This window comes from Kitasatospora aureofaciens (genome assembly GCF_001188955.3).
Classification (GTDB): domain Bacteria; phylum Actinomycetota; class Actinomycetes; order Streptomycetales; family Streptomycetaceae; genus Kitasatospora; species Kitasatospora aureofaciens.
In genome coordinates, this window is the sequence record NZ_JPRF03000038.1 from 46,794 (window position 1) to 70,656 (window position 23,863).

At 73.3% G+C, this 23,863-nt stretch carries 19 protein-coding genes; 12 read left to right on the forward strand and 7 right to left on the reverse strand.

Going from position 1 to position 23,863, the window contains the following annotated elements; genetic code table 11:
- Window positions 1-37: 37 nt before the first annotated feature.
- Complete coding sequence (locus HS99_RS24920) at window positions 38-2,488, reverse strand: DNA gyrase/topoisomerase IV subunit A (RefSeq protein WP_030285434.1); 2,451 nt, start codon at window positions 2,486-2,488, stop codon at window positions 38-40.
- 306 nt (window positions 2,489-2,794) lie between these two features.
- Between HS99_RS24920 and HS99_RS24925 the strand changes: the two genes are divergently transcribed.
- The 3 genes from HS99_RS24925 (at window position 2,795) to HS99_RS24935 (ending at window position 7,043) form a co-directional block, all read left to right on the forward strand.
- Complete coding sequence (locus HS99_RS24925; RefSeq protein WP_030285436.1) at window positions 2,795-4,138, forward strand: M16 family metallopeptidase; 1,344 nt, start codon at window positions 2,795-2,797, stop codon at window positions 4,136-4,138.
- Between the two features lie 20 nt (window positions 4,139-4,158).
- Window positions 4,159-5,523 carry a M16 family metallopeptidase gene (locus tag HS99_RS24930; protein ID WP_043388764.1) on the forward strand — a complete coding sequence of 455 codons (1,365 nt, stop codon included), beginning with the start codon at window positions 4,159-4,161 and terminating at the stop codon, window positions 5,521-5,523.
- Between the two features lie 326 nt (window positions 5,524-5,849).
- The gene (locus HS99_RS24935) at window positions 5,850-7,043 is read left to right on the forward strand and encodes an RtcB family protein (protein WP_030285440.1); all 1,194 of its coding nucleotides are present in this window, start codon (window positions 5,850-5,852) and stop codon (window positions 7,041-7,043) included.
- 71 nt (window positions 7,044-7,114) lie between these two features.
- Here the strand turns inward: HS99_RS24935 and HS99_RS24940 are convergent, their stop codons facing one another.
- A complete protein-coding gene (locus HS99_RS24940) occupies window positions 7,115-7,393 on the reverse strand; it encodes an HPr family phosphocarrier protein (RefSeq protein ID WP_030285442.1) in 279 nt (92 codons plus the stop codon).
- A gap of 227 nt (window positions 7,394-7,620) precedes the next feature.
- Here HS99_RS24940 and HS99_RS24945 point away from each other — a divergent pair, with 227 nt between their 5' ends.
- The 4 genes from HS99_RS24945 (at window position 7,621) to HS99_RS24960 (ending at window position 13,169) form a co-directional block, all read left to right on the forward strand.
- Window positions 7,621-10,467, forward strand: a complete 2,847-nt coding sequence (locus tag HS99_RS24945; RefSeq protein ID WP_232543227.1) for a bifunctional acetate--CoA ligase family protein/GNAT family N-acetyltransferase — start codon at window positions 7,621-7,623, stop codon at window positions 10,465-10,467.
- Between the two features lie 92 nt (window positions 10,468-10,559).
- Window positions 10,560-11,159, forward strand: a complete 600-nt coding sequence (locus HS99_RS24950) for a DUF5998 family protein (RefSeq protein WP_030285446.1) — start codon at window positions 10,560-10,562, stop codon at window positions 11,157-11,159.
- Window positions 11,160-11,263: 104 nt separating this feature from the next.
- A complete protein-coding gene (locus tag HS99_RS24955) occupies window positions 11,264-12,451 on the forward strand; it encodes an alkaline phosphatase family protein (RefSeq protein WP_030285449.1) in 1,188 nt (395 codons plus the stop codon).
- A gap of 61 nt (window positions 12,452-12,512) precedes the next feature.
- Window positions 12,513-13,169, forward strand: coding sequence for a thymidine kinase (locus tag HS99_RS24960; RefSeq protein WP_030285451.1), 657 nt, complete (start codon window positions 12,513-12,515; stop codon window positions 13,167-13,169).
- A 47-nt stretch (window positions 13,170-13,216) separates the two neighbouring features.
- Here the strand turns inward: HS99_RS24960 and HS99_RS24965 are convergent, their stop codons facing one another.
- A complete protein-coding gene (locus HS99_RS24965) occupies window positions 13,217-13,954 on the reverse strand; it encodes a VOC family protein (RefSeq protein ID WP_305953123.1) in 738 nt (245 codons plus the stop codon).
- Window positions 13,955-14,218: 264 nt separating this feature from the next.
- Here HS99_RS24965 and HS99_RS24970 point away from each other — a divergent pair, with 264 nt between their 5' ends.
- Window positions 14,219-15,094, forward strand: coding sequence for a sulfurtransferase (locus HS99_RS24970; protein ID WP_030285455.1), 876 nt, complete (start codon window positions 14,219-14,221; stop codon window positions 15,092-15,094).
- A gap of 61 nt (window positions 15,095-15,155) precedes the next feature.
- On the opposite strand, the gene sepH is transcribed toward HS99_RS24970, so the two are convergent.
- Complete coding sequence (sepH, locus tag HS99_RS24975) at window positions 15,156-16,235, reverse strand: septation protein SepH (protein ID WP_072654586.1); 1,080 nt, start codon at window positions 16,233-16,235, stop codon at window positions 15,156-15,158.
- Window positions 16,236-16,752: 517 nt separating this feature from the next.
- Between sepH and HS99_RS24980 the strand changes: the two genes are divergently transcribed.
- Window positions 16,753-17,619, forward strand: coding sequence for a hypothetical protein (locus HS99_RS24980; RefSeq protein WP_141763804.1), 867 nt, complete (start codon window positions 16,753-16,755; stop codon window positions 17,617-17,619).
- Window positions 17,620-17,624: 5 nt separating this feature from the next.
- Here HS99_RS24980 and HS99_RS24985 read toward each other — a convergent pair whose 3' ends face one another.
- Both HS99_RS24985 and HS99_RS24990 read right to left on the reverse strand, forming a co-directional pair.
- On the reverse strand, window positions 17,625-18,947 hold the full coding sequence (locus HS99_RS24985) for a D-arabinono-1,4-lactone oxidase (protein ID WP_030285461.1): 1,323 nt from the start codon (window positions 18,945-18,947) through the stop codon (window positions 17,625-17,627).
- A 105-nt stretch (window positions 18,948-19,052) separates the two neighbouring features.
- Entirely contained in the window at window positions 19,053-20,309 is a 1,257-nt protein-coding gene (locus HS99_RS24990; protein ID WP_046386694.1) for an MFS transporter, read from the reverse strand.
- A gap of 131 nt (window positions 20,310-20,440) precedes the next feature.
- On the opposite strand from HS99_RS24990, the gene HS99_RS24995 reads away from it, so the two are divergent.
- A complete protein-coding gene (locus HS99_RS24995; RefSeq protein ID WP_030554061.1) occupies window positions 20,441-21,583 on the forward strand; it encodes a ferrochelatase in 1,143 nt (380 codons plus the stop codon).
- Between the two features lie 18 nt (window positions 21,584-21,601).
- Entirely contained in the window at window positions 21,602-22,420 is an 819-nt protein-coding gene (locus HS99_RS25000) for an inositol monophosphatase family protein (RefSeq protein WP_030285469.1), read from the forward strand.
- Between the two features lie 145 nt (window positions 22,421-22,565).
- Here the strand turns inward: HS99_RS25000 and HS99_RS25005 are convergent, their stop codons facing one another.
- Window positions 22,566-22,751, reverse strand: a complete 186-nt coding sequence (locus tag HS99_RS25005; protein ID WP_030285471.1) for a hypothetical protein — start codon at window positions 22,749-22,751, stop codon at window positions 22,566-22,568.
- 445 nt (window positions 22,752-23,196) lie between these two features.
- On the opposite strand from HS99_RS25005, the gene HS99_RS25010 reads away from it, so the two are divergent.
- Window positions 23,197-23,850, forward strand: coding sequence for a response regulator transcription factor (locus HS99_RS25010; RefSeq protein ID WP_030285473.1), 654 nt, complete (start codon window positions 23,197-23,199; stop codon window positions 23,848-23,850).
- The last annotated feature ends 13 nt before the right edge of the window (window positions 23,851-23,863 follow it).

Here is a 23,863-nt window from a genome sequence, read left to right on the forward strand (position 1 = left end):
GGGGCGCCCACGAGCACCCCGCCCTCCTGAACCCCGGCTACGCCGGGCCGGCGACCACCGCGATCGGAGTCGTCACCGGGGTGCCCGAACCGTCCCGGCGCGGATCGCGCTCCGGAAGGTCGACCGGCGCACCCTTGGCGGTGGCGGCCCTGGCCGGGGCGGCACCGACCCAGGCGAACGCCAGGCCGTCCTCCCCGCGCAGGAAGCGCTGGCAGCGCACGCCGCCGGTCGCCCGGCCCTTGCGCGGGTACTGCTCGAACGGGGTGACCTTCCAGGACGTCTGCTCGTCACCGGACAGCGTGCCCGAAGCCGCCGCCACCGAGACCACCACCGCGTCCGCGGCCGGATCCACCGCCGTGAACGACAGCACCCTGGCGCCGTCCGCCAGCTTGATGCCCGCCATGCCACCCGCCGGGCGGCCCTGCGGACGGACCTGGCCCGCCGGGAAGCGCAGCAACTGGGCGTCCGAGGTGACGAAGACCAAGTCCTCCTCGCCGGTGCGCAGTTCGACCGCACCCACCAGCTCGTCACCGTCCTTGAGGGCGATCACCTCGAACTCGTCCTTGTTCGCCGGCCACTCCGGCACCACCCGCTTCACCACACCCTGCACGGTGCCCAGTGCCAGCCCCGGCGAGGACTCGTCCAGCGTGGTCAGCGCCAGCACCCGCTCCCCGGCCTCCAGCCGCAGGAACTCGCCCACCGCGGCGCCGCCCGCCAGCGTCGGCGAAGGCGTCGGCGGCAGCGCCGGCAGGTCGATCACCGGCAGCCGCAGCACCCGGCCCGCCGACGTCACCACACCCACGTCCGCCCGGGCCGTCGCTGGCACCGCCGAGACGATCACGTCGTGCTTCGCCCGCTTCTCCGACAGCTCGAACGGCTCGCCGTCCGCCGTCCGCGCCAGCAGCCCCGTCGACGACAGCAGCACCCGGCACGGGTCGTCCGCGACCTCCAGTGGCACCGACAGCGCCGCCGACGGAGCCGCCCCCGCCTCCAGCAGCACCGTCCGCCGCTCCGTGCCGAACTGCTTGGACACCGCACCCAGTTCGGACGACACCACGCTGCGCAGCTTGCTGTCCGACTCCAGGATCTCGGTCAGCTCGGCGATCTCCGAGGTCAGCTTCGCCTTCTCCTGCTCCAGCTCCACCCGGTCGAACCTGGTCAGCCGGCGCAGCGGGGTGTCCAGGATGTACCCGGTCTGCGTCTCCGACAGCGAGAAGCGCTCCATCAGGCGCTCCTTCGCCTGCTGGGCGTTGTCACTCGACCGGATGATCGCGATGACCTCGTCGATGTCGACCAGGGCCACCAGCAGACCCTCGACCAGGTGCAGCCGCTCCTCGCGCTTGCGGCGCCGGAAGTCGCTGCGCCGGCGCACCACCGTGAACCGGTGGTCGACGTAGACCTCCAGCAGCTCCTTCAGGCCCAGCGTCAGCGGCTGCCCGTCCACCAGCGCCACGTTGTTGATGCCGAAGGTCTCCTCCATCGGCGTCAGCTTGTAGAGCTGCTCCAGCAGCGCCTCCGGCACGAAGCCGTTCTTCACCTCGATCACGAGCCGCAGCCCGTGCTCGCGGTCGGTCAGGTCCTTGACGTCCGCGATCCCCTGCAGCTTCTTCGCGTTGACCAGGTCCTTGATCTTCGAGATGACCTTCTCCGGGCCGACGTTGTACGGCAGCTCGGTCACCACGATGCCCTTGCGGCGCGCCGTCACCGACTCCACCGTCGCGGTGGCCCGGATCTTGAACGTGCCGCGGCCCGACTCGTACGCGTCCCGGATCCCCGACAGGCCCACGATCCGCCCGCCCGTCGGCAGGTCGGGACCGGGCACGAAGCGCATCAGCGTGTCCAGGTCCGCGCTCGGGTGCTTGATCAGGTGCCGGGCCGCCGCCACCACCTCGGACAGGTTGTGCGGCGGCATGTTCGTCGCCATGCCCACCGCGATGCCCGTCGCGCCGTTCACCAGCAGGTTCGGGAACGCGGCCGGCAGCGCCAGCGGCTCCTGCTCGCTGCCGTCGTAGTTCGGCCCGAAGTCGACGGTGTCCTCGTGGATCGACTCCACCATCGCCATCGAGGCCGCGGTCAGCCGCGACTCGGTGTAGCGCATCGCCGCCGGCGGATCGTCGTTGCCCAGCGAACCGAAGTTGCCGTGCCCGTCGATCAGCGGCAGCCGCATCGAGAACGGCTGCGCCATGCGCACCACGGAGTCGTAGATCGACGCGTCACCGTGCGGGTGCAGCCGACCCATCACCTCGCCCACCACCCGGGCGCACTTCACGTGCGCGCGGTCCGGGCGCAGGCCCATCTCGTTGGCCTGGTACAGGATCCGGCGGTGCACCGGCTTCAGACCGTCCCGCGCGTCAGGCAGCGCACGCGAGTAGATCACCGAGTAGGCGTACTCCAGGAAGGAGCCCTGCATCTCGTCCACGACGTCGACGTCAAGGATCCGCTCCTCGAAGTCTCCGGGCGGCGGGGTCTGCGAACTGCGGCGGGCCATCGCGGCGGGGCTCCCTTACGTGTCACTGGCTGGGTCGTCGGCCGGTCGTCGGCCGCCGGTCAAATCCTCGGACGGACGTAGCCGTCCGCTTCGCCGTCCTGCCTCCGGGACCCGTCAACCGGGCGCGGTCAACAGGGCGCGGCGCCCCCATTGTGGACCCTCGCGCCGACACTCCCGGTCAGCGGCCCTCTTCCGCCCCTGGCGAACGCCACTTCCGCGCGGGCACGAACACGCCCCACGCGCGTTGCACCACAATGGGGGACGCCACACGAACCCCGACATCGACGACGGGAAGGACCCGAGCGCATGGCCAACCCGGCCCCCGCCTCCAGCCGAGGCATCGCCATCACCGAGCACCGCCTGGCCAACGGCCTGCGCGTCGTCCTCTCCGAGGACCGCCTCACCCCGGTCGCCGCCGTCTGCCTCTGGTACGACGTGGGCTCCCGCCACGAGGTCAAGGGCCGCACCGGCCTGGCCCACCTCTTCGAGCACCTGATGTTCCAGGGCTCCGCGAACGTCTCCAACAACGGGCACTTCGAACTCGTCCAGGGCGCCGGCGGCTCGCTCAACGGCACCACCAGCTTCGAGCGCACCAACTACTACGAGACCATGCCCGCCCACCAGCTGGAGCTCGCCCTCTGGCTGGAGGCCGACCGGATGGGCTCCCTGCTCGCCGCCCTCGACGAGACGTCCATGGAGAACCAGCGCGCCGTCGTCAAGAACGAACGCCGCCAGCGCTACGACAACGTCCCGTACGGCACCGCCTTCGAGAAGCTCACCGCGCTCTCCTTCCCCGACGGCCACCCGTACCACCACACCCCCATCGGCTCCATGGCCGACCTCGACGCCGCCACCCTCGACGACGCCCGCGCGTTCTTCCGCACCTACTACGCGCCCAACAACGCGGTGCTGTCCATCGTCGGCGACATCGACCCCGAGCAGACCATCGCCTGGGTCGAGAAGTACTTCGGCTCCATCCCCGCCCACGACGGCAAACAGCCCCCGCGCTCCGGCGAACTCCCCGACACCATCGGCCGCGAACTCCGGCAGAACCTCACCGAGGACGTCCCCTCCCGCGCCCTGATGGCCGCCTACCGCCTGCCCCAGGACGGCACCCGCGAGGCCGACGCCGCCGACCTCGCCCTCACCATCCTCGGCAGCGGCGAGTCCAGCCGCCTCTACAACCGGCTCGTCCGCCGCGACCGCACCGCGGTCGCCGCCGGCTTCGGCCTGCTGCGCCTCGCCGGCGCCCCCAGCCTCGGCTGGCTCGACGTCAAGACCTCCGGCGACGCCACCATCGCGCAGATCGACGCCGCCGTCGACGAGGAACTCGCCCGCTTCGCCGCCGAGGGCCCCACCGCCGAGGAACTCGAGCGCGCCCAGGCCCAGATCGAGCGCGAGTGGCTCGACCGGCTCACCACCGTCGCCGGCCGCGCCGACGAACTCTGCCGCTACGCCGTCCTGTTCGGCGACCCCAAGCTGCTGAACGAGGCCCTCCCCAAGGTGCTCGACGTCACCGCCGAAGAGGTCAAGGCCGTCGCCGAGGCCCGACTCCACCCCGAAAACCGGGCCGTCCTCGTCTACGAGCCGACCGCGACCGCCGCCGACGCTTCCGACGCCGCTTCCGAAGAGGAGGGTGCCGCCGTATGAGCACCGACTACGTCCCCGCGATGACCTTCCACCCCCAGCCCACGCCCGGCACCCCCAGCCCGTGGGCGTTCCCCGCCCCCGAGCGCGCCGCCCTCGGCAACGGCATCACCGTCCTGCACTGCCACCGGCCCGGCCAGCAGCTGGTCGCCGTCGAGGTCCTCCTCGACGCCCCGCTCGCCGCCGAGCCCGAGGGCCTCGACGGCATCGCCGCCATCCTCGCCCGGGCCCTCAGCGAGGGCACCGACACCCTCAGCGCCGAGGAGTTCGCCGGCGAGCTCGAACGCGCCGGTGCCACCCTCGACGCCCACGCCGACCACCCGTGCATCCGGGTCGCCCTGGAGGTCCCCGCCTCCCGGCTCCAGCGCGGCCTCACCCTGCTCGCCGACGCCCTGCGCGCCCCCGCCCTCCCCGCCGAGGAGATCGAGCGCCTCGTCGCCAACCGCCTCGACGAGATCGTCCACGAGCAGGCCAACCCCGCCCGGCGCGCCGCCAAGGCCCTCTACGCCGAGCTCTTCGACGCCGCGGACCGCCTCTCCCGGCCCCGCAGCGGCACCGCCGACACCGTCAAGTCGATCGACCGCGCCGCCGTCAAGGCCTTCTACGACGCCCACGTGCGCCCCGCCACCACCACCGTCGTGGTGGTCGGCGACCTCACCGGCGTCGACCTGCCCGCCCTGCTGGAGAGCACCCTCGGCGCCTGGACCGGCTCCGCCGCCGAACCCTCCGTCCACGCCCCGGTCACCGGCGACGACCGCGGCCGCGTCGTCATCGTCGACCGGCCCGGCTCCGTCCAGACCCAGCTGCTGATCGGCCGGATCGGCCCCGACCGCCACGACCCGGTCTGGGCCGCCCAGATCCTCGGCACCTACTGCCTCGGCGGCACCCTCACCTCCCGCCTCGACCGCGTCCTGCGCGAGGAGAAGGGCTACACCTACGGCGTCCGCGCCTTCGCCCAGCCGCTGCGCTCCGCCGCGGACGGCAGCGGGCGCTCGCTGCTCGCCATCAGCGGCTCGGTGGACACCGCCTCCACCGCCCCCGCGCTCGCCGACACCTGGACCATCCTGCGCGACCTCGCCGCCGAGGGCCTCACCGACGCCGAGCGCGACGAGGCCGTGCAGTTCCTGGTCGGCGTCGCACCGCTGAAGTACGAGACCGCGGGCTCGGTCGCCGGCACCCTGGCCGACCAGGTCGAGCAGAACCTCCCGGACGACTACCAGGCCGAGGTCTACCGGCAGCTGGCCGAACTGCCCACCGCCGCGGCCACCGAGGCCGTGGTCGCGGCCTTCCCGCCGGACCGCCTGGTCACCGTCCTGGTCGGCGACGCCGCCGAGATCGAGGCGGACGTGCGGGCGCTCGGGATCGGCGAGGTCACCGTCATCAGCTGACGCCTGCGGTTGCTTCTCGTTCGGCCCGGTGGAGCGCTTTCGCTCCGCCGGGCCGGACGCGTTTTTAAATCCCTTGCGGCCGTGTCCGGTTCCGTGGATAGATGTTCCACGACGCACAGCACGTGCGAACTGCGAGGAACGAAGGGAGGCGGTCACCATGCGGGTCGAGCGAACCATACGACGCTCCCCAAGGCCGTACCTCCCCTGTTCCGCTCCGGCTGCCTGAGCGCAGCCCTTCCCCGAACTTCCCCGAGCCACGCCGGGATCGGCATTCGCGCGGCATTCCCTTTCCTCTGAACTCACCGACCGCTGGAGGTCGTTCAACCATGACGTACACCGAGGTGCCCGGAATCCGGGTGCCGATCCGGATGTGGACCGACCCGGCGACGGTCGAGGGAGCGGCCCTGCAGCAGCTGCGCAACATCAGCTCCCTGCCCTGGCTGCACGGCCTCGCCGTGATGCCGGACGTCCACCTGGGCAAGGGCGCGACCGTCGGTTCCGTCATCGCCATGAAGGGCGCGGTCTGCCCGGCGGCGGTCGGCGTCGACATCGGCTGCGGGATGAGCGCGGTGAAGACCTCCCTCACCGCCGAGGACCTCCCGGACGGCCTCTCCGGCCTGCGCTCCAAGATCGAGCAGGCCATCCCGGTCGGCCGGGGCCTCCACACCGACCCGGTCGACCCGGCCAAGCTGCACGGCTTCCGCGCGGCGGGCTGGGACGACTTCTGGCAGCGCTTCGACGGGGTCGCGGAGGAGGTCAAGTGGCGCCGCGAGCGGGCGATGCAGCAGATGGGAACGCTCGGGGCCGGCAACCACTTCTGCGAGGTCTGCATCGATACGTCCGGTTCGGTGTGGCTGATGCTGCACTCCGGCTCCCGGAACATCGGCAAGGAGCTGGCGGAGCACCACATGGGCGTCGCCCGATCGCTTTCGCACAACCAGGGCCTGGTCGACCAGGACCTGGCGGTGTTCCTCGCGAAGACCCCGGAGATGGCCGCCTACCGCCAGGACCTCTTCTGGGCGCAGGAGTACGCGAAGCACAACCGCGCGGTCATGATGGCGCTCTTCCAGGACGTCGTCCGGCGTGAGTTCGCCAAGGCGGACGTCACCTTCGACGAGGTGATCAGCTGCCACCACAACTACGTGGCGGAGGAGCGGTACGACGGCGTCGACCTGCTGGTGACCCGCAAGGGCGCGATCCGGGCCGGCTCCGGCGACCTCGGGATCATCCCGGGCTCGATGGGGACGGGTTCCTACATCGTCCGCGGCCTGGGCAACGCGGCTTCGTTCAACTCCGCCTCGCACGGCGCGGGCCGCAAGATGAGCCGCAACGCCGCCAAGAAGCGGTTCACCACACGTGACCTGGCCGAGCAGACCGCGGGCGTGGAGTGCCGCAAGGACAGCGGTGTCGTGGACGAGATCCCGGGCGCCTACAAGAACATCGAGAAGGTCATCGACCAGCAGAAGGACCTCGTCGAGGTGGTCGCGCACCTCAAGCAGGTGGTCTGCGTCAAGGGCTGAGTCCGGGGCCCGAAGAGCAGATCGGGCTGCCGCCACGATGTGGCGGCACCCTGATCGGGCAGCTGTGAGGCTCAGGCGGCGGGGAGCTCGTCGAGGCCTTCGGAGACCAGCTTGGCGAGGCGGTCGAGGGCTTCGTCGGCGCCCGGGGCGTCGGAGGCCAGGATGACCTCCTCGCCGCCCTGGGCGCCCAGGCCGAGGAGGCCGAGCATGGAGGCGGCGTTGACCGGGTTGCCGCCCGGCTTGGCGATGGTGATCGGCACGCCGGTGGCCGTGACGGCCCGGACGAAGATGGAGGCGGGACGGGCGTGCAGGCCCTCGGCCCAACCGATGGTGACGCGGCGCTCAGCCATGAGACGTGCCTTTCCGGTGAAGCTGGTCACGGCCGTGCTCGGGGGAGCGGGGGAAACGACCGTGTTGTCTAGACCAGTGTTGCACGCAGGCAACCCCTCCGAGGCGTGGCGTTCGGGAGTTGTGATTGTTTCTTTTCGGGGCATAAGGCCCGGCCAGTGGTCCTGTCCACCCTGCCGTGAGCACGCGCCCGGCGCCATTCGGCCCGCCGCCGGATAACCTGACGAATGTGGAAGACCCCGCGGTGGCGAACCCCGCGCAACCCGACTATCCGCAGCACTGGGAAGCCGACGTCCTGCTGCGTGACGGCGGCACGGCCCGGATCCGGCCCATCACTCCCGACGACGCCGGGCGACTGGTCGAGTTCTACGAGCAGGTCTCGGACCAGTCCAAGTACTTCCGCTTCTTCGCCCCCTATCCGCGGCTGTCCGACAAGGACGTCCGCCGCTTCACCCACCACGACTTCGTGAACCGGGTCGGTCTCGCCGTGGTGGTCCGGGACCACTTCATCGCCACCGTCCGCTATGACCGGATCGACGCCGAGGGCCGTCCCTCCGAGCACGGCACGGACGCCGAGGTCGCATTCCTGGTCCAGGACGCCCACCAGGGGCGGGGGGTCGCCTCCGCCCTGCTGGAGCACATCGCCGCGGTGGCCCAGGAACGCGGCATCCGCCGCTTCCAGGCCGAGGTGCTGCCGGAGAACCGCAAGATGGTGAAGGTCTTCACCGACGCCGGTTACACCCAGCGCCGCAGCTTCACCGACGGCGTGGTGCACCTGGAGTTCGACCTCGAGCAGACCGACCGCTCGCTCGCCGTGATGCGCGCCCGCGAGCACCGCGCCGAGGCCCGCTCGGTGCAGCGGCTGCTGACCCCGCGCTCGGTGGCCGTGATCGGTGTCTCCCGCAACCCGCAGACCGTGGGCCGGGCCCTCCTGCGCGACCTGCTCGGCAGCTTCGACACCGAGTTCGCGAGCCGGTACGAGCCCGAGCACGCCCCGCGCGCCGTCTACGCGGTGAACCGCGGCGCCCCGCCCGGCACCGAGCTGGACGGCGTGCCGGTCCACCGTTCGATTCTGGACATTCCCGGGCCGGTCGATCTCGCGGTGATCGCCGTTCCCGAGAGCGCCGTCCCGGCGGCCGTCGCCGAGTGCGGCGCGCACGGCGTGCAGGGTCTGGTGGTGGTCACCGCCGGCTACGCGGAGACCGGACCGGAGGGCCGCGGCCGCCAGCGCGCCCTGGTCCGCCAGGCCCGCGCGGCGGGGATGCGGGTGATCGGCCCGAACGCCTTCGGCCTGATCAACACCGACCCCGACCGCCCGCTGAACGCCTCGCTCGCCCCCCACCTGCCCGACCGCGGCGGCTTCGGGATCTTCTGCCAGTCCGGCGCGATCGGCGTGGCCCTGCTGGAGGCCGCCCACCGGCGCGGCCTCGGCGTCTCCTCCTTCGCCTCGGTCGGCAACCGCTCGGACGTCTCCGGAAACGACTTCCTGCAGTACTGGGCCGAGGACGACGCCACCGAGGTGGTGCTGCTCTACCTGGAATCCTTCGGCAACCCCCGCAAGTTCACCCGGATCGCCCGCCGCCTGGCCGCCGCCAAGCCGGTGGTGGTGGTCAAGGGAGCCCGGCACACCGGCAGTCTGCCGCCCGGCCACGCCGTTCCGGCCACCGCCACCGGTCTGCGCGACGCCACCGTGGACGCGCTGTTCGAACAGGCCGGGGTGACCAGAGTGGCGACCATCACCGAGCTGTTCGACACCGGGGAGCTGCTCGCCCAGCAGCCGCTGCCGCCCGGCGACCGGGTCGCGGTGGTCGGCAACTCCGACTCGCTCGGCCTGCTCACCTACGACGCCTGCCTGAGTGCCGGGCTGCGCCCGTGCACGCCCGTCGACCTCACCACCGCCGCCACTGGCGAGAACTTCCGGATCGCACTGGACGTCGCGCTCAGCGACCCCGCCGTGGACGCGGTGATCGCCGTCGCCATCCCCCCGATCGGCACCTCCGCCCACGCCTTCATGGGCGGCCGACTGGCCGGCCCGGACGACCCGGAGATGGGCTCGGACGACCCGGAGATCGCCACCGCCCTGCTCGAAGCGGGAGAGCGTGCACGGGAGTTGGGCAAGCCCCTGGTGCTGGCCCACCTGGCCCTGACCGACCTGCCGACCAGGCTGCGCCCCGGCGGTATCCCGGCCTACGCGGCGCCCGAGCGCGCCGTGCGCGCCCTCGCGCACGCCGTGCACTACGCGCAGTGGCGCCGCCGTACCGCCGAGGCGGAGGAGACGGCGCGCGTCCCGGAGCTGGACCGGATCGACGAGCCCGGCGCCCGCGCCCTGGTGGAGGCGGCGCTGAGCACCAGGGCCGCGACAGCCGCGCGCACCCAGCCGGGCGGCGCCCGGATCACCCTGCCGGACGCCGAGGCCCGGGCGCTGCTGGCCCGCTACGGCATCGACGTCTCGCCCACGCTGCCCGCCCCGGACGAGGAGGCCGCGGTCCGGGCCGCCGATCAGCTCGGCTACCCGGTGGCCCTGAAGGCGACCGCCCCGCACCTGCGCCACCGCCCCGACCTGGGCAGCGTCCGGTTGGACCTCACCGGCGAGCCGGGCCTGCGCCGTGCCCACCGCGAGCTGGACGCCCTGCTCGGCGGCGCGGCCGGGGCCGAACTGGTGGTGCAGCAACTGGCCCCGCGCGGCGTGGACACCGTGATCGGCGCCACGGTCGACCCGGCCGTCGGCGCGATCCTGTCCTTCGGCCTGGCCGGAGCCCCTGCCGAACTGCTCGGCGACGTGGCCCACCGGCTCGTCCCGGCGACCGACCAGGACGTCGCCGGGCTGATCCGCGAGGTGCGGGCGGCGCCGCTGCTGTTCGGCTGGCGCGGTGCCGAGGCGGTGGACACCGACGCGCTGGAGGAACTGCTGCTGCGGGTCTCGCAGCTGGTGGACGACGTCCCGGAGATCGCCTCGGTGGACCTCGAACCGGTGGTCGTCGCCCCGCACGGGCTGGCGATCCTGGGGGCACGGGTTCGGGTCGCACCGCTGCCCGTCCGCAGCGATCTGGGCCCGCGCGCGATGAGCACGCTGTAACCTTCCTTGGTTGCGCCTGCCCGTTGGCGCTGATGTCCGAAGCTCGGCGCCGTGCCGCCCGCTTCGTCGGCGGACCATGCCAGGATGGAGTTATGGCGAAGACCGGTACCACCACCACTCAGGACCTGCGTTCGGCGATCGAGCGCAGCGGCTACTACCCGGCCCTGGTGTCCGAGGCGGTGGAGTCCGCGGTGGGCCCGGAGCCGATCAGCTCCTACCTGGTGCACCAGGAGACGACCTTCGACTCCAACGAGGTGCGCCGGCACGTGACGGTGCTGGTGCTGACCCCGACCCGGTTCGTGGTGAGCCACACCGACGAGCAGTCCGGTGACGCGGGCAGCCCCGCGGTGCCGTTCGCGACGACCTCGACGGAGAGCGTCCGGCTGGACCGGATCGGCTCGGTCGTGCTGAGCCGGATGGTGGCGAACCCGGAGACCTACACGCCCGGCACGCTGCCGCGCGAGGTGGTGCTGACGATCGGCTGGGGCGCCGTGCAGCGTCTGGACCTGGAGCCGGCCGGCTGCTCGGACCCGAACTGCGACGCGGACCACGGCTACACCGGTTCGGCGACGGCCGACGACCTCTCGCTGCGGGTCAGCGAGGCCGGGGACGGCCCGGAGACGGTGGCCCAGGCGCTGGTGTTCGCCCGGGCGCTGTCCGACGCGACGATCGACAACGGCCCGCGGGCCTGAGCCCCACCCGAACCCCGCCGGACCCGGCCGCTTCCGTCCGAGTTCCCGCCCGCGTGCCCGTTCGCGCTCCCGCCCGCGTTTCCGACCGCTACGAATCCGGTTCCATGTCCTTCGCACCCTCCGACGGCTACGACGCCTTCGAGATCCTCGACCCGGCCGCCGCCCCCGCGCCCCCGTACGGCAGCGGCTCGCTCTGCGACCTGCTGCCCTCGGTGGCGGCGGGCCTGGGCGTCCCGGGGTTCACCGCGACGCTGCCGATCGCCCCGGCCGACCGGGTGGTGGTGTTCCTGGTGGACGGCCTGGGCTGGGAGCTGCTGCTGCGCCACCCCGAGTACGCGCCGTTCCTGTCCTCGCTGGCCGGGAGCTCGATGGGCGGCACCGGCCGTCCGCTGACCGCGGGCTTCCCGTCCACCACCGCGACCTCGCTGGCCTCGGTCGGCACCGGCACGCCGCCGGGCCTGCACGGCCTGGCCGGGTACACGGTGGCGGTGCCGGGCGCCGACTACCTGATGAACCAGCTGCGCTGGCAGCCGCACACCGACCCGCAGGCCTGGCAGCCGTACCCGACGGTCTTCGAGCAGACCCAGCGGGCCGGGGTGGCGACCGCCCAGGTGTCCTCCCCGCTGTTCGCCCAGACCCCGCTGACCAGGGTGGCGCTGTCCGGCGGCAGCTTCCTGGGCCGCACCACCGGCGAGGAGCGGATGGACCTGGCCGCCTCCTGGCTGGCCGAGCACGACCGGGCGCTGGTGTACACCTACGTCAGTGAGCTGGACGGTGCGGGCCACCGCTTCGGGGTGGACTCCGACGAGTGGCGGATGACGCTGGACGCGGTGGACCGGCTGGCCCGTCGGCTGGCCGAGCAGCTGCCGCCGCGCTCGGCGATGTACGTGACCGCGGACCACGGCATGATCGACATCGCGCCCGAGGACCGGATCGACTTCGACGAGGACTGGGAGCTCGGCGCCGGCGTCGCCCTGCTCGGCGGTGAGGGCCGGGCCCGGCACGTGTACGCCGTGCCGGGGGCCGCGGCCGACGTGCACACGGTCTGGAGCGAGGTGCTGGGCGACCGGATGTGGGTGGCCACCCGGGACGAGGCGATCGCCGCGGGCTGGTTCGGACCGACCGTCGACGAGCGGGTCTACCACCGGATCGGTGACGTGGTCGCCGCGGCGCGCGACGACATCGCGATCACCGCCTCCCGCAACGAGCCCGGCGAGTCCGCGATGATCGGGCTCCACGGCTCGATGACCCCGGTCGAGCAGTTCGTGCCGCTGCTCGAAGTCCGGGGCTGAGCCGGACCGTTGCATTCTCCGTGCCCGAACTCACTCGATCTGAAAGGCCTTTGCTCCACCCATGGCTGAACTGGTGTTCTTCTCGGGCACGATGGACTGCGGCAAGTCGACGCTGGCGCTGCAGATGGACCACAACCACACCGCGCGCGGCCGGCAGGGCGTCATCCTGACCCGCAACGACCGGGCCGGCGCGGCCACCATCTCCAGCCGGCTGGGCCTGCGCGCCGACGCGGTCGAGGTGACGGACGACTTCGACTTCCACGCGCACGTGGTGCAGCGGCTCTCGGCCGGCGGCCGGGTGGACTACCTGATCTGCGACGAGGCCCAGTTCTTCGCCGCCGAACAGGTCGACCAGTTGGCCCGGGTGGTGGACGAGCTGGACATCGACGTCTACACCTTTGGCATCACCACCGACTTCCGCACCCGGCTGTTCCCGGGTTCGCGGCGGCTGATCGAGCTGGCCGACCGGGTGGAGGTGCTGCAGGTCGAGGCGCTGTGCTGGTGCGGCGCGCGGGCGACCCACAACGCCCGTACGGTCGGCGGGGTGATGGTGGTCGAGGGCGCCCAGGTGGTGATCGGCGACATCTCGGTGAGCGACGACGAGATCGGCTACGAGGTGCTGTGCCGCCGCCACCACCGCCGTCGGATGACCGCCGCGACCGCGCGCGCCTCGGTGCTCTCCCCGGACGTGCTGCCCTTCGAGGACCAGCAGGCCTAGGGTCCGTCGCCGTGCGGACGGACCCTCTCCGTAGCGGCTGCCAGGGCCTAGACTTCGAGCACCGAGAAGTGCCCGCCCTGCGGGTCGGCCAGCCGGGCGGCGCGGCCGCGGGCGGTGTCGTGCGGTTCGATCAGGACGCGGCCGCCGAGTTCGACGGCGTGACGGGTGGTCAGCGCGGCTTCCCGGACCGCGAAGTGGGTGCGCCAGCGCGGCGGGTGGCCGCGCAGGTCGGCGTGGTGGCGGATGCCCGCGACCGGGCGTCCGTGCACCAGCAGCGCGGAGCCGCCGACGGCGGGCCGCACCGGGCGGTCGAGCACGGAGCCGTAGAAGGTGGCGGCGCCGTCGGCGTCCGGGGTGAGCAGTTCGGCCCAGGCGGGGCCTCCCGGTTCGGCCCCGGCCTCCCGGCCGAGGTGCTCCTCGCCCTGCCAGAGGCCGAAGACGGCGCCGGAGACGTCGGAGGCGATGGCCATCCGCCCCGCCCGCTCGGCCTGGAGAGGCCCGACCGCGACGGTGCCGCCGCACTCGCGCACCAGTTGGGTGGTGCGGTCGGCGTCGTCCACGGCGAAGTAGGTGGTCCACTGCACCGGAAAGCCGGTGGCGGTGGAGACACCGAGTCCGGCGACAGGCGCCCCGTCGAGCTCCGCCCGTACGTAGTCGCCGAGTTGGCCGGGGCCGGGGGAGTACGTCCAGCCGAGCAGTTCGCCGTAGAAGGCGCGGGCGCCGGGCAGGTCGTGGGTCAGCAGGCTGACCCAGCAGGGCGTTCCCTGGGCCAGCCGGAGTTCCACCGCGGGCAATGCGGGCCTCCTCAGGGGTGGTTGGCGCACGGAAATCCGTGGGCGCGAGGGTGATGCTTCCACCCTGGCGCGCGCCCAACCCTCGACCCGCGCGGAAAGTCCGGCAAAGAGCGCACAAAGAGGCGTGGTTCGGGCGTGTCCTGCGGGTTTGCCGGGTCCCGCCGCGGTGTTGGGGTGCGTGGACCCGCGGCGCCTCGGACCGGGCGAGGATCCGCAGGACACGCCCCGGGGGCGCGCTGCGCGACAATGGCCGTCATGACGACCTTCAACGACGGTTCCCCGCTGATCTCCGCGGCCGAACTGGGGGAGGCGCTCGCCTCCGAGCGTCCGCCGGTGCTGCTGGACGTGCGCTACCAGCTGGTCGGCGCCGCACCCGGCGGCCCGACCGCGGCCGAGGAGTACCGGGCCGGGCACCTGCCCGGTGCCCACTTCGTCGAACTGGACCGGGACCTCGCGGCCCCGCCCGGCGCCCCCGGTCACGGCGGGCGCCACCCGCTGCCGGACCCGGAGGAGTTCGGCGCGGCGATGCGCGGCTTCGGGGTGAGCGCCGGGCGGCCGGTCGTGGTGTACGACGGAGCCGCCTCGATGGCGGCGGCCCGGGCCTGGTGGCTGCTGCGCTGGGCCGGCCACCGGGACGTTCGGGTGCTGGACGGCGGCTTCGCGGCCTGGCAGGCGGCCGGGCTGCCGGTGACGGACGAGCTGCCGGAGCCGGCCGCGGGCGACTTCGAGCCGGTGCCGGGGCAGTTGCCGACGGTCGACGCGGACGGCGCCGCGGACTGGGCGCGCAGCGGCCTGCTGCTGGACGCCCGGTCGGGGGAGCGCTACCGCGGCGAGACCGAGCCGGTGGACCCGCGGGCCGGGCACATCCCGGGTGCGGTCTCGGCGCCGACGTCCGAGAACGTGCGCCCCGACGGGCGGTTCCGCCCGGTCGCCGAACTGCTCGCGCGCTTCCGGGTGTTCGGTGCGGGGCAGCGCAGGACCGCGGTGTACTGCGGTTCGGGCGTGACGGCGGCGCACCAGATCCTGGCGATGGAGGTGGCGGGCCTGGACGCCACGCTGTACCCGGGCTCGTGGAGCGAGTGGTCGAGCGACGCGAGCCGCCCGGTGGCGGCGACCGGCCAGCCGGGCTGAGCCCGGACACGTCGGAGGGGCGGGAGGCCAGGCCTCCCGCCCCTCCGACGTTTGTCGGTGACTACTCCTGCTTCTTGCGCCGGCTGCCGAAGACGATCTCGTCCCAGCTGGGCACGGTGGCCCGGCGGCCGGGCCGGACGCCGTCCGCCTCGGCCTGCCGGTCGGTGGTGCCGACCAGGCGCTCGCGGTGCGGGGCGACGGCGCGCGGCATCAGGATGTCGGCGTAGGCCGAGCCCGCGCCGACCGCCGGGGCGGCGGCCGCGGCCGGTTCCTCGCTCTCCTCGGCGACCTCGGCGGGCACCGGTTCGATCGGGGCGGGGCCGCCGACGGCGAGGTCGCCGCGGAAGGCGGGGACCACGTCGAGCAGGCTGGTCAGCGAGTCCCGGGACTCGGCGGTGGCCTCCCGCGACTCGCGGACTTCGCGGGCCGACATGATGCGGTCGGCGGAGGGCCGGTCGATCATCGGGCGGGGCGGCCGGTCCTGGGGGAGCCGGGCGATCCGCGGGATGAACGGGAAGACCGAGTCCTCCTCGCGCTCGACCGTCTCGCCGATCAGCGCGCGGGCCTCGTCGTCGTTGGGCTGGACCAGGCGCCGGGGCGGGTCGTACGTCCAGGACGCACTGCGGCCCTCGCCGTCGGCACGGTAGGAGAGGATGACCTCCCAGGTGCCGTCGTCGCGCCGCCAGGAGTCCCAGCGCTCGGTGTCCTTCTCGGCGCCGCGCAGCGCGAGCCGCTCGGCCACGGCCTCGCCGAGCTGCGGTCCGGGGGACTCGCCGTTGCGGCGGATGGCGGTCTTGCGGGCGCGCTCGGCCATGAAGGCGCGCTCGGCGAGGACCGGCCCCTCGAAGCGGCGGACGCGGTCGACGGAGATGCCGGCGGCCTGGGCGACCTCCTCGGCGGAGGCACCGGCTCGTATCCGCGCCTGGATGTCCCGGGGGCGGAGGTGGCTCTCGACCTCGATCTCGATCTGGCCGAGGCGCGGCCGGTCGCCGCGGATGGCGGCGCGCAGCCGCTCGTCGATGGGGAGGGTGTACTCCGTGCTGTCGGCAGCCTTGAGCACCAGCCGTGTGCCGTCGTTGCTGACGGCCACAACCCGCAGTTCGGGCACGGTTACCTCCCGGGTGGTGCCTGCCGACGTCACCTGCGTCGCTGCTCCCGTACTGAGTGTGGCCTGCCCACTCGCGACTGGCCACAACCTTGCTGAGTTCCCCGGCGTGTCGGGCTTACGCCCGGTCACACCAATGTGGCACGGTTGCCTCTTTGCCACGTCGTCCGTTGACGTCGCGCCTGGGTGTCCCGGCCGTCCTCGCACGCGGAGTGTTCGCGACGATCCGGGACCGGCGTCGCCGTGCGTGCCCGTTCAGTGGCTCTTCGTCAAGCTGTCGGTGTAGGCACAGTCGACAAGTCGACCCAAGGCTCGGGCTTTACGAACAGTACTCCATTCGTGGCATCCGAAGGGGCGGCTCGCCGCTCAAGTCTCCCGCGATTCACGGGAATCTCAAGAGCGCGCGCCCCCAACGGCGCACCACCGCCGGATGGACGGTGATCATCTTCACACAATCCTGGCGCGCAGAACCGCATTTTCGCCCCTTGTGTCCTTCTTTGGGCAAGATGGAGTGGCTTGTTCGAGTAAGAGTCGTACGGACCGAGGGATGTTGATGCCGGAGCGGAGCCCCGCCGAGGAGGGCGGCAAGCAGGAGCGCAAGCGGATCGATCTGAGCGTGGCTCAGGTCGCGGCGAGCGCGCTGGCCGCGGTGGTGGGCGCGCTGCTCGCCTCGGAACTCGGCGTGTACGGCACGATCATGGGCGCGGCGGTGGTCAGCATCGGGGCCACCACCGGCGGCGCGGTGTTCCAGCACGCGTTCAGGAGGACCGGCCAGCAGCTGCGCGCGGCGGTGGACCGCGGGCCGAACCAGACCGTGAACTCCCTGCGCCAGGTTCCGGTGGAGCCCGAGCGGGCCGCGCCGGAGCCGCTCGGGCCGCCGGTGATCACCTCGGAGTGGAACGAGCCGCAGGTGGTGCGGGCGCGTCGGCGGTGGGGCTGGAAGAGCTACGCGGCGGTGTCCGGGCTGGTGTTCCTGCTGGCGATGACGCCGATCCTGGCGTTCGAGCTGGCCACCGGACAGCCGGTGTCGGCGACGGTCAAGGGCGAGTCCGGCAACGGGACGTCCTTCGGTGGCGCGGTGACCCCGAAGTCGTCCACGCCGCAGGACGCCCCCGCGGAGCGGCCGGCCACCGGGGGCGGCGGGCGCGGACCGGGCGGCGCGCCCTCCGGCGGCGCATCGGCCCCGGCGTCCACCCCGCCGAGCCGCGAGCCGGGCCGGACCCCGAGCGGCGGCAACGGCGAGCACGGCGGCGCAGCCTCCCCCTCGGCCGTTCCGAGCACGACCCCCTCGAGCGGCGCGTCCCCGTCGGCGGGCGGCGGCAGCGGGCCGACGGACGGGTCCACGCCCCAGCCGCCGACGCCCACCGACGCCCCGGCGCAGCCGACGGTGGTCCCACCGCCGGCTGCGGAAACGCCCTAGGTGTCCTAGGCCCCCAGTACGCGCCGCAGGTAGTCGTTGCCGAAGAGGCGCTGCGGGTCGACCTCGTCGCGCAGCGCCGTGAAGTCGCCGAAGTGCGGGTAGACGCCGGCCAGGTACTCGGCGTCCCGGGTGTGCAGCTTGCCCCAGTGGGGGCGGCCCTGGTGGGCGGACATCAGCTGTTCCACTCCGGTGAAGTAGCCCGGGTCACGGGTGCCCCGGTAGAGGTGGACGGCGATGTAGGCGCTGTCCCGGCCGGAGGCGGTGGACAGCCAGAGGTCGTCGGCGGGGGCGAAGCGCACCTCGACCGGGAAGCTGACCTTCCAGTCGGAGCGTTCGACCAGGGCCTTCAGTTCGCGCAGCACCTCGGCGACGGCCGCGCGCGGGACGGCGTACTCCATCTCCACGAAGCGGACCCTGCGCGGGCTGGTGAACACCTTGTGGGAGGTGTCGGTGTAGCTGCGGTCGGACCAGGCGCGGCTGGCGAGCGAGGCGATGGTGGGGATGGCGCCGGGGAAGCGGCGGCCGACCCGGCAGGCGCCCTCCCAGACGGTGTTGGAGAGGAAGTCGTCCTCCAGCCAGCCCTTGAACCGGGGCAGCGGGGCGGCCGGGCCCTGGCTGCGGTTGTTGCGCTTGGTGGAGCAGCGGTCGGTGTGGGGGAACCAGTAGAACTCGAAGTGCTCGTTGACGGCGGTGAGGTCGTCGAGGCGCTCCAGTACCTCGTCGAAGCCCATCGGCTGCTCGTGGGCGGTGAGCAGGAAGGCGGGTTCGACGGCGAAGGTGAGGGCGGTGATCACGCCGAGGGCGCCGAGGCCGAGCCGGGCGCCCTGGAAGAGCCGGGGGTTCTCGGTGGGGGAGCAGCGCCGGACGGTGCCGTCGGCGAGGACGATCTCCAGGGCGCGGACCTGGGCGGCGAGGGAGCCGGAGTCGCGGCCGGTGCCGTGGGTGCCGGTGCTGGTGGCGCCGGCCACGGTCTGGACCTCGATGTCGCCCATGTTGGTGAGGGCGAGGCCCTCGGCGGCGAGGATCCGGTTGAGGCGGCTCAGCGGGAGGCCGGACTCGACGGTGACGGTGCCGGCCTCGCGGTCGATCTCGCGGACGGCGGTGAGCGCGTGGGGGCGGACCAGCAGGCCGTCGCCGGGGGAGGCGATCGCGGTGAAGGAGTGGCCGGAGCCGGCGGCCTTGACGCTGCGGCCCTGTTCGGCGGCGCGCAGGATCTCCTTGGCCAGTTCCTCCGCGGTGCCGGGGGTGGCGGTCCGGGCCGGGTGGGCGCTCTGGTTGCCGGCCCAGTTGGTCCATCGGGTGCGGGTCGCGGTGCTGGCCTGGGGCATTGCGCTGCCTCCTGCTCCGTGGCCGAACGAGGTCGGCGCGTCCGGGGCGGCGGGGGCCGCCCTACCCACGGGTAGGGCCCTGGGTAGGGCGAGAGATTAGTCAGTTCACCGTTCGGCGTCTACGGGTCGTTCGACCGCTTCCACTTGCTCGTTCGCGGTGACTCCGGCGCGCAGCCGGCCGAGTCCGGTGAGCGCGACGAGCACCCCGAGGGCACCGGCGGTCAGCGGGACCCAGTAGCCGGACGGGGCGCCGGAGGCGTCGACCACCCAGCCGCCGACCGAGGAGCCGAAGGCCACGCCGAGGGCGAGTCCGGTGGTGGTCCAGGCCATGCCCTCGGTGAGCTTGGCGGCCGGGACGAGCCGTTCGACCAGGGCCATCGCGGAGATGAGGGTGGGGGAGATGGCGACGCCGGCGATCAGCAGGGCGGCGCCGGCCGCGACCAGCCCGCCCACGCCGTGCACGGTGGAGGCGACGAGCAGGATGGGGACCATGCTGAGCGCCATCATCACCACGCCGACGAAGAAGCGGGTGGACAGCGGGCTCCTGGGCTTGAGCGCTCCGTAGACGACGCCGGCCAGGCCGGAGCCGACGGCCCAGACGGCCAGGACGATGCTGGAGAGCCCCTTGTGCCCCTGGGCGTCGGCGAAGGCGACGGTGACGATCTCGACCGAGCCGAAGATCGCGCCGGTGGCGACGAAGGTCAGCACCAGGACGATCAGGCCACCGTTGAGGATGGCGCTGCCGCCGCCGTGGGCCGAAGCCGGGTGGACCGGCGGCTCGGTGCGGCGCTGGGCGGTGAACAGGGCGATGCCGACGGCGAGCGCGACGACGGCCACGAGGACGCCGGACTCGGGGAACACGTTGGTGGCCAGGCCGATGGCGAGGATCGGGCCGACGATGAAGCAGACCTCGTCGACCACGGCCTCGAAGGAGTACGCGGTGTGCAGCTTGGCGGGGGCGTCGCGGTAGAGGTGGGCCCAGCGGGCGCGGACCATGGCGCCGGCGCTGGGCATGACGCCGAGGCCGACGGCGAACAGGAACAGCGTCCAGGACGGTGCGTGGAAGTGGGCGCAGAGCAGGAGCCCGGTCGCGGCGGCGACGGTGAGCGCGGTGGCCGGGACGGCGACGTGGCGCTGCCCGCGGCGGTCGACCAGCCAGGAGACCGCCGGGCCGAGCGCCGCGGCGGCGACCGCCATCGTTGCGGAGACCGCGCCCGCCAGCCCGTACGACCCCGTCAGCTGGGAGAGCATGGTCACGATGCCGATGCCGGCCATGGAGATCGGCAGGCGGGCTACGAACCCGGCGGAGGAGAAGGCCAGGGTGCCTGGCGCGGCGAATATTCGGCGGTAGCTGGACAGCACGGGAGCTCCGGACAGGGGGGTAAGGAACAAGGCTGGTCAACACAGCTTACGTACGTTGGCAAACGGTATTTTCCGGACACCAACGCGGCCCCGGCGCCGGGCCCCGGCCCCTCAGTGGCAGGATCGGTCCCATGTCCGACGCGCGCAAACCCTCCTCATCCGGCGCCGCCCCGTACGACGCCCTGCTGCTCCTCTCCTTCGGCGGGCCCGAGGCCCCGGAGGACGTCGTCCCGTTCCTGGAGAACGTCACCCGGGGCCGCGGCATCCCCAGGGAACGGCTGAAGGAGGTGGGCCGGCACTACTTCCTGTTCGGCGGGGTGAGCCCGATCAACGAGCAGAACCGCGAGCTGCTGGCCGCCCTGCGCAAGGACTTCGCCGGGCACGGGCTGGACCTGCCGGTCTACTGGGGCAACCGGAACTGGGCGCCGTACCTGGTGGACACCCTGCGGGAGATGGCCGCCGACGGCCATCGCCGGATCGCGGTGCTCGCCACCAGCGCCTACGCCGGATACTCGGGCTGCCGCCAGTACCGGGAGAACCTGGCCGACGCGCTGGCCGTCCTCGCCGAGGAGGGCTGCCCGGCGCTGACCGTCGACAAGCTGCGGCACTTCTACAACCACCCCGGCTTCGTCGAGCCGATGATCGACGCCACCGTGGCCGCCCTGAACGAGCTGCCCGAGGCCGTCCGCCCCGGCGCCCGGCTGGCCTTCACCACCCACTCCATCCCGGACGCGATGGCGGAGACCTCCGGCGCCCCGGACGACCCGGCCCGCGGCACCCCCGGCGGCGCGTACGTCGCCCAGCACCTGGAGGTGGCCCGGCTGATCGCCGCGGCCGTCGCCGAGCGCACCGGCGTGGCCGACCGGCCGTGGGAGCTGGTGTTCCAGAGCCGCAGCGGCGCCCCGCACATCCCGTGGCTGGAGCCGGACATCTGCGACCACCTGGAGGCGCAGCACGCCGACGGCGCGCCGGCCGTGGTGATGGTCCCGATCGGCTTCGTCTCCGACCACATGGAGGTCAAGTACGACCTCGACACCGAGGCCGTCGCCAAGGCCGCCGAACTGGGCCTGCCGGTCGCCCGGGCGGCCACCGTCGGCGCCGACCCGCGGTTCACCGCCGCGGTCCGCGAACTCGTCCTGGAGCGGGCCGCCACCGAGCGCGGCGAGGGCGTGAGCCGCTGCGCGCTCGGCGCCCTCGGCCCCAGCCACGACGTGTGCGCGGTGGCCTGCTGCCCCAACCCGCGCGCCGCCCGCCCGGCCGCCGCCGAGCGCTGACCCAGGAGGAGAACCCCCGTGCCCACCCCCGCCCCGCCCGCCGACGGGCTCCTTGACGACCTGCTGGACGTCGCCCTGGACGCGGCCCGGCAGGCCGGCGTGCTGCTGCGCGACGGCCGCCCCGCCGACCTCGGCGTGGCCGGCACCAAGAGCAGCCCGGTCGACGTGGTCACCGAGATGGACCTCGCTTCCGAGAAGCTCATCGTGGAGCTGATCGCCGACCGCCGCCCCGAGGACGGCTACCTCGGCGAGGAGGGAGCCGAGCGCCCGGGCAGCAGCGGGGTGCGCTGGGTCGTCGACCCGCTCGACGGCACGGTCAACTACCTGTACGGGCTGCCCTCCTGGGCGGTCAGCGTGGCCGCCGAGGTGGACGGCCGGGCCGTCGTCGGGGTGGTGTACGCCCCAGCGCGCGGCGAGCTGTTCCACGCCGTGCTGGGCCGCGGCGCCCGTCTCGACGGCCGCCCGGTCTCGGCCCGCCCGGCCCCGCCCTGGGGCCAGGCGCTGATCGCCACCGGCTTCAACTACGTCCAGCCGGTGCGGGTGCGCCAGGCCGAGGTGCTGCTGGCACTGATGCCCGAGGTGCGGGACGTCCGCCGGGGCGGGGCGGCCGCGGTGGACCTGTGCGACGTCGCCGCCGGGCGGCTGGACGGCTACTACGAGCGCGGCCTCGCTCCCTGGGACCGGGCGGCCGGCTGCCTGATCGCCGGCGAGGCCGGCGCCCTGGTCGGCGGCCGTCCCGGCCACGGCCCGGACGGCGAGCTGACCGTGGCCGCCGCCCCGGGCGTGTACGAGCCGCTGCAGGAGCGGCTGGCCGCGCTGCGCGCCTGGACGGACTGAGTCCACCCGGGGCCTCGGACGAGCGGACCGGGGCCCCGGGGAACACGCCCCCGGGCAAGCGAAGACCCTGGCATACGGGGGATGCCAGGGCCTGGGGTTTCGCACGGCCCCCGCAGGGCCGCTGGTGCCGGAATCCGGCGTCGGGTCAGGCGGCGGTGCGGTGGCGGTCCAGCACGGTGTCCACACCGTGCTCGGCGGCGAGACGACGGAGGTCGTCCAGCTCGGACTGCTCCACCTCGGCGAGGAACTCGTCCCCGGCCTCGATCGCGCGGTGCAGGTCCTGCTCGGCGTTGGCTATGCGCTGCAGGATTCCGGCCTTGAAGGCGTCCATACGGGCCCCCTTACTGTGTCGGACGTGCACGGTCGTGCGCTCTCCGCCCCGGGGGAGGGTCCAGCCGGTGAGTGCGCCCGGACCGACAGGTGGTGGATCTCCGGTCGGGCGCGGGGACGGCCCTTCGGCCGCTTCCGGTGACGCCCCAGCCCCAGGGCCGGCGCGGATGAACGCACGGCGGGTGGGTGCGATCGGCCAACAGCCAGATCGCGGGTGTGCAGCTGTCCTCCCCACCCCGGGGGCCGGGAAACCTCCGGGCGGAAGAAAGTTGCCCGTGTCACAGTCCAAGCGGAGCGTTCCCGACACGAACGGTCAGCACCGCGGTGCCCGGCCCCGTGCCAGCGGGGCAGCTTATCGCTGCTTTACCGCAGGACCAGGCAGGATGGAGGCACCGTCGGAGCCGTGCGTCCGCTTCCGGGGCCGGCCTGGAGAAGGGACAACGACCGTGCGGGTTCTCGTCGTCGAGGACGAGCAGCTGCTTGCCGAGGCCGTCGCGACCGGCCTGCGCCGCGAGGCGATGGCCGTCGACGTGGTGTACGACGGGGAGGCCGCGCTCCAGCGCATCGCGGTCAACGACTACGACGTGGTGGTCCTGGACCGCGACCTCCCGCTGGTGCACGGCGACGACGTGTGCCGCAAGGTGGTCGAGCAGGGCCTGGCGACCCGGGTGATCATGCTGACCGCCTCCGGCGACATCAGCGACCGGGTCGAGGGCCTGGAGATCGGCGCCGACGACTACCTTCCGAAGCCGTTCGCCTTCAGTGAACTCGTCGCCCGGGTGAGGGCGCTGGGCCGCCGCGCGACCATCCCGCTGCCCCCGGTGCTGGAGCGGGCCGGCATCTCGCTCGACCCCGGACGGCGCGAGGTGATCCGCGAGGGGCGCACCGTCCAGCTCGCCCCCAAGGAGTTCGCCGTCCTGGAGGTGCTGATGCGGGCCGGCGGCGCCGTCGTCTCCGCCGAGCAGCTCCTCGAGAAGGCCTGGGACGAGCACACCGACCCGTTCACCAACGTCGTGCGCGTCACCGTGATGACCCTGCGCCGCAAGCTCGGCGACCCGCCGGTGATCGTCACCGTGCCGGGCTCCGGCTACCGGATCTGACCGGAACCCGCCC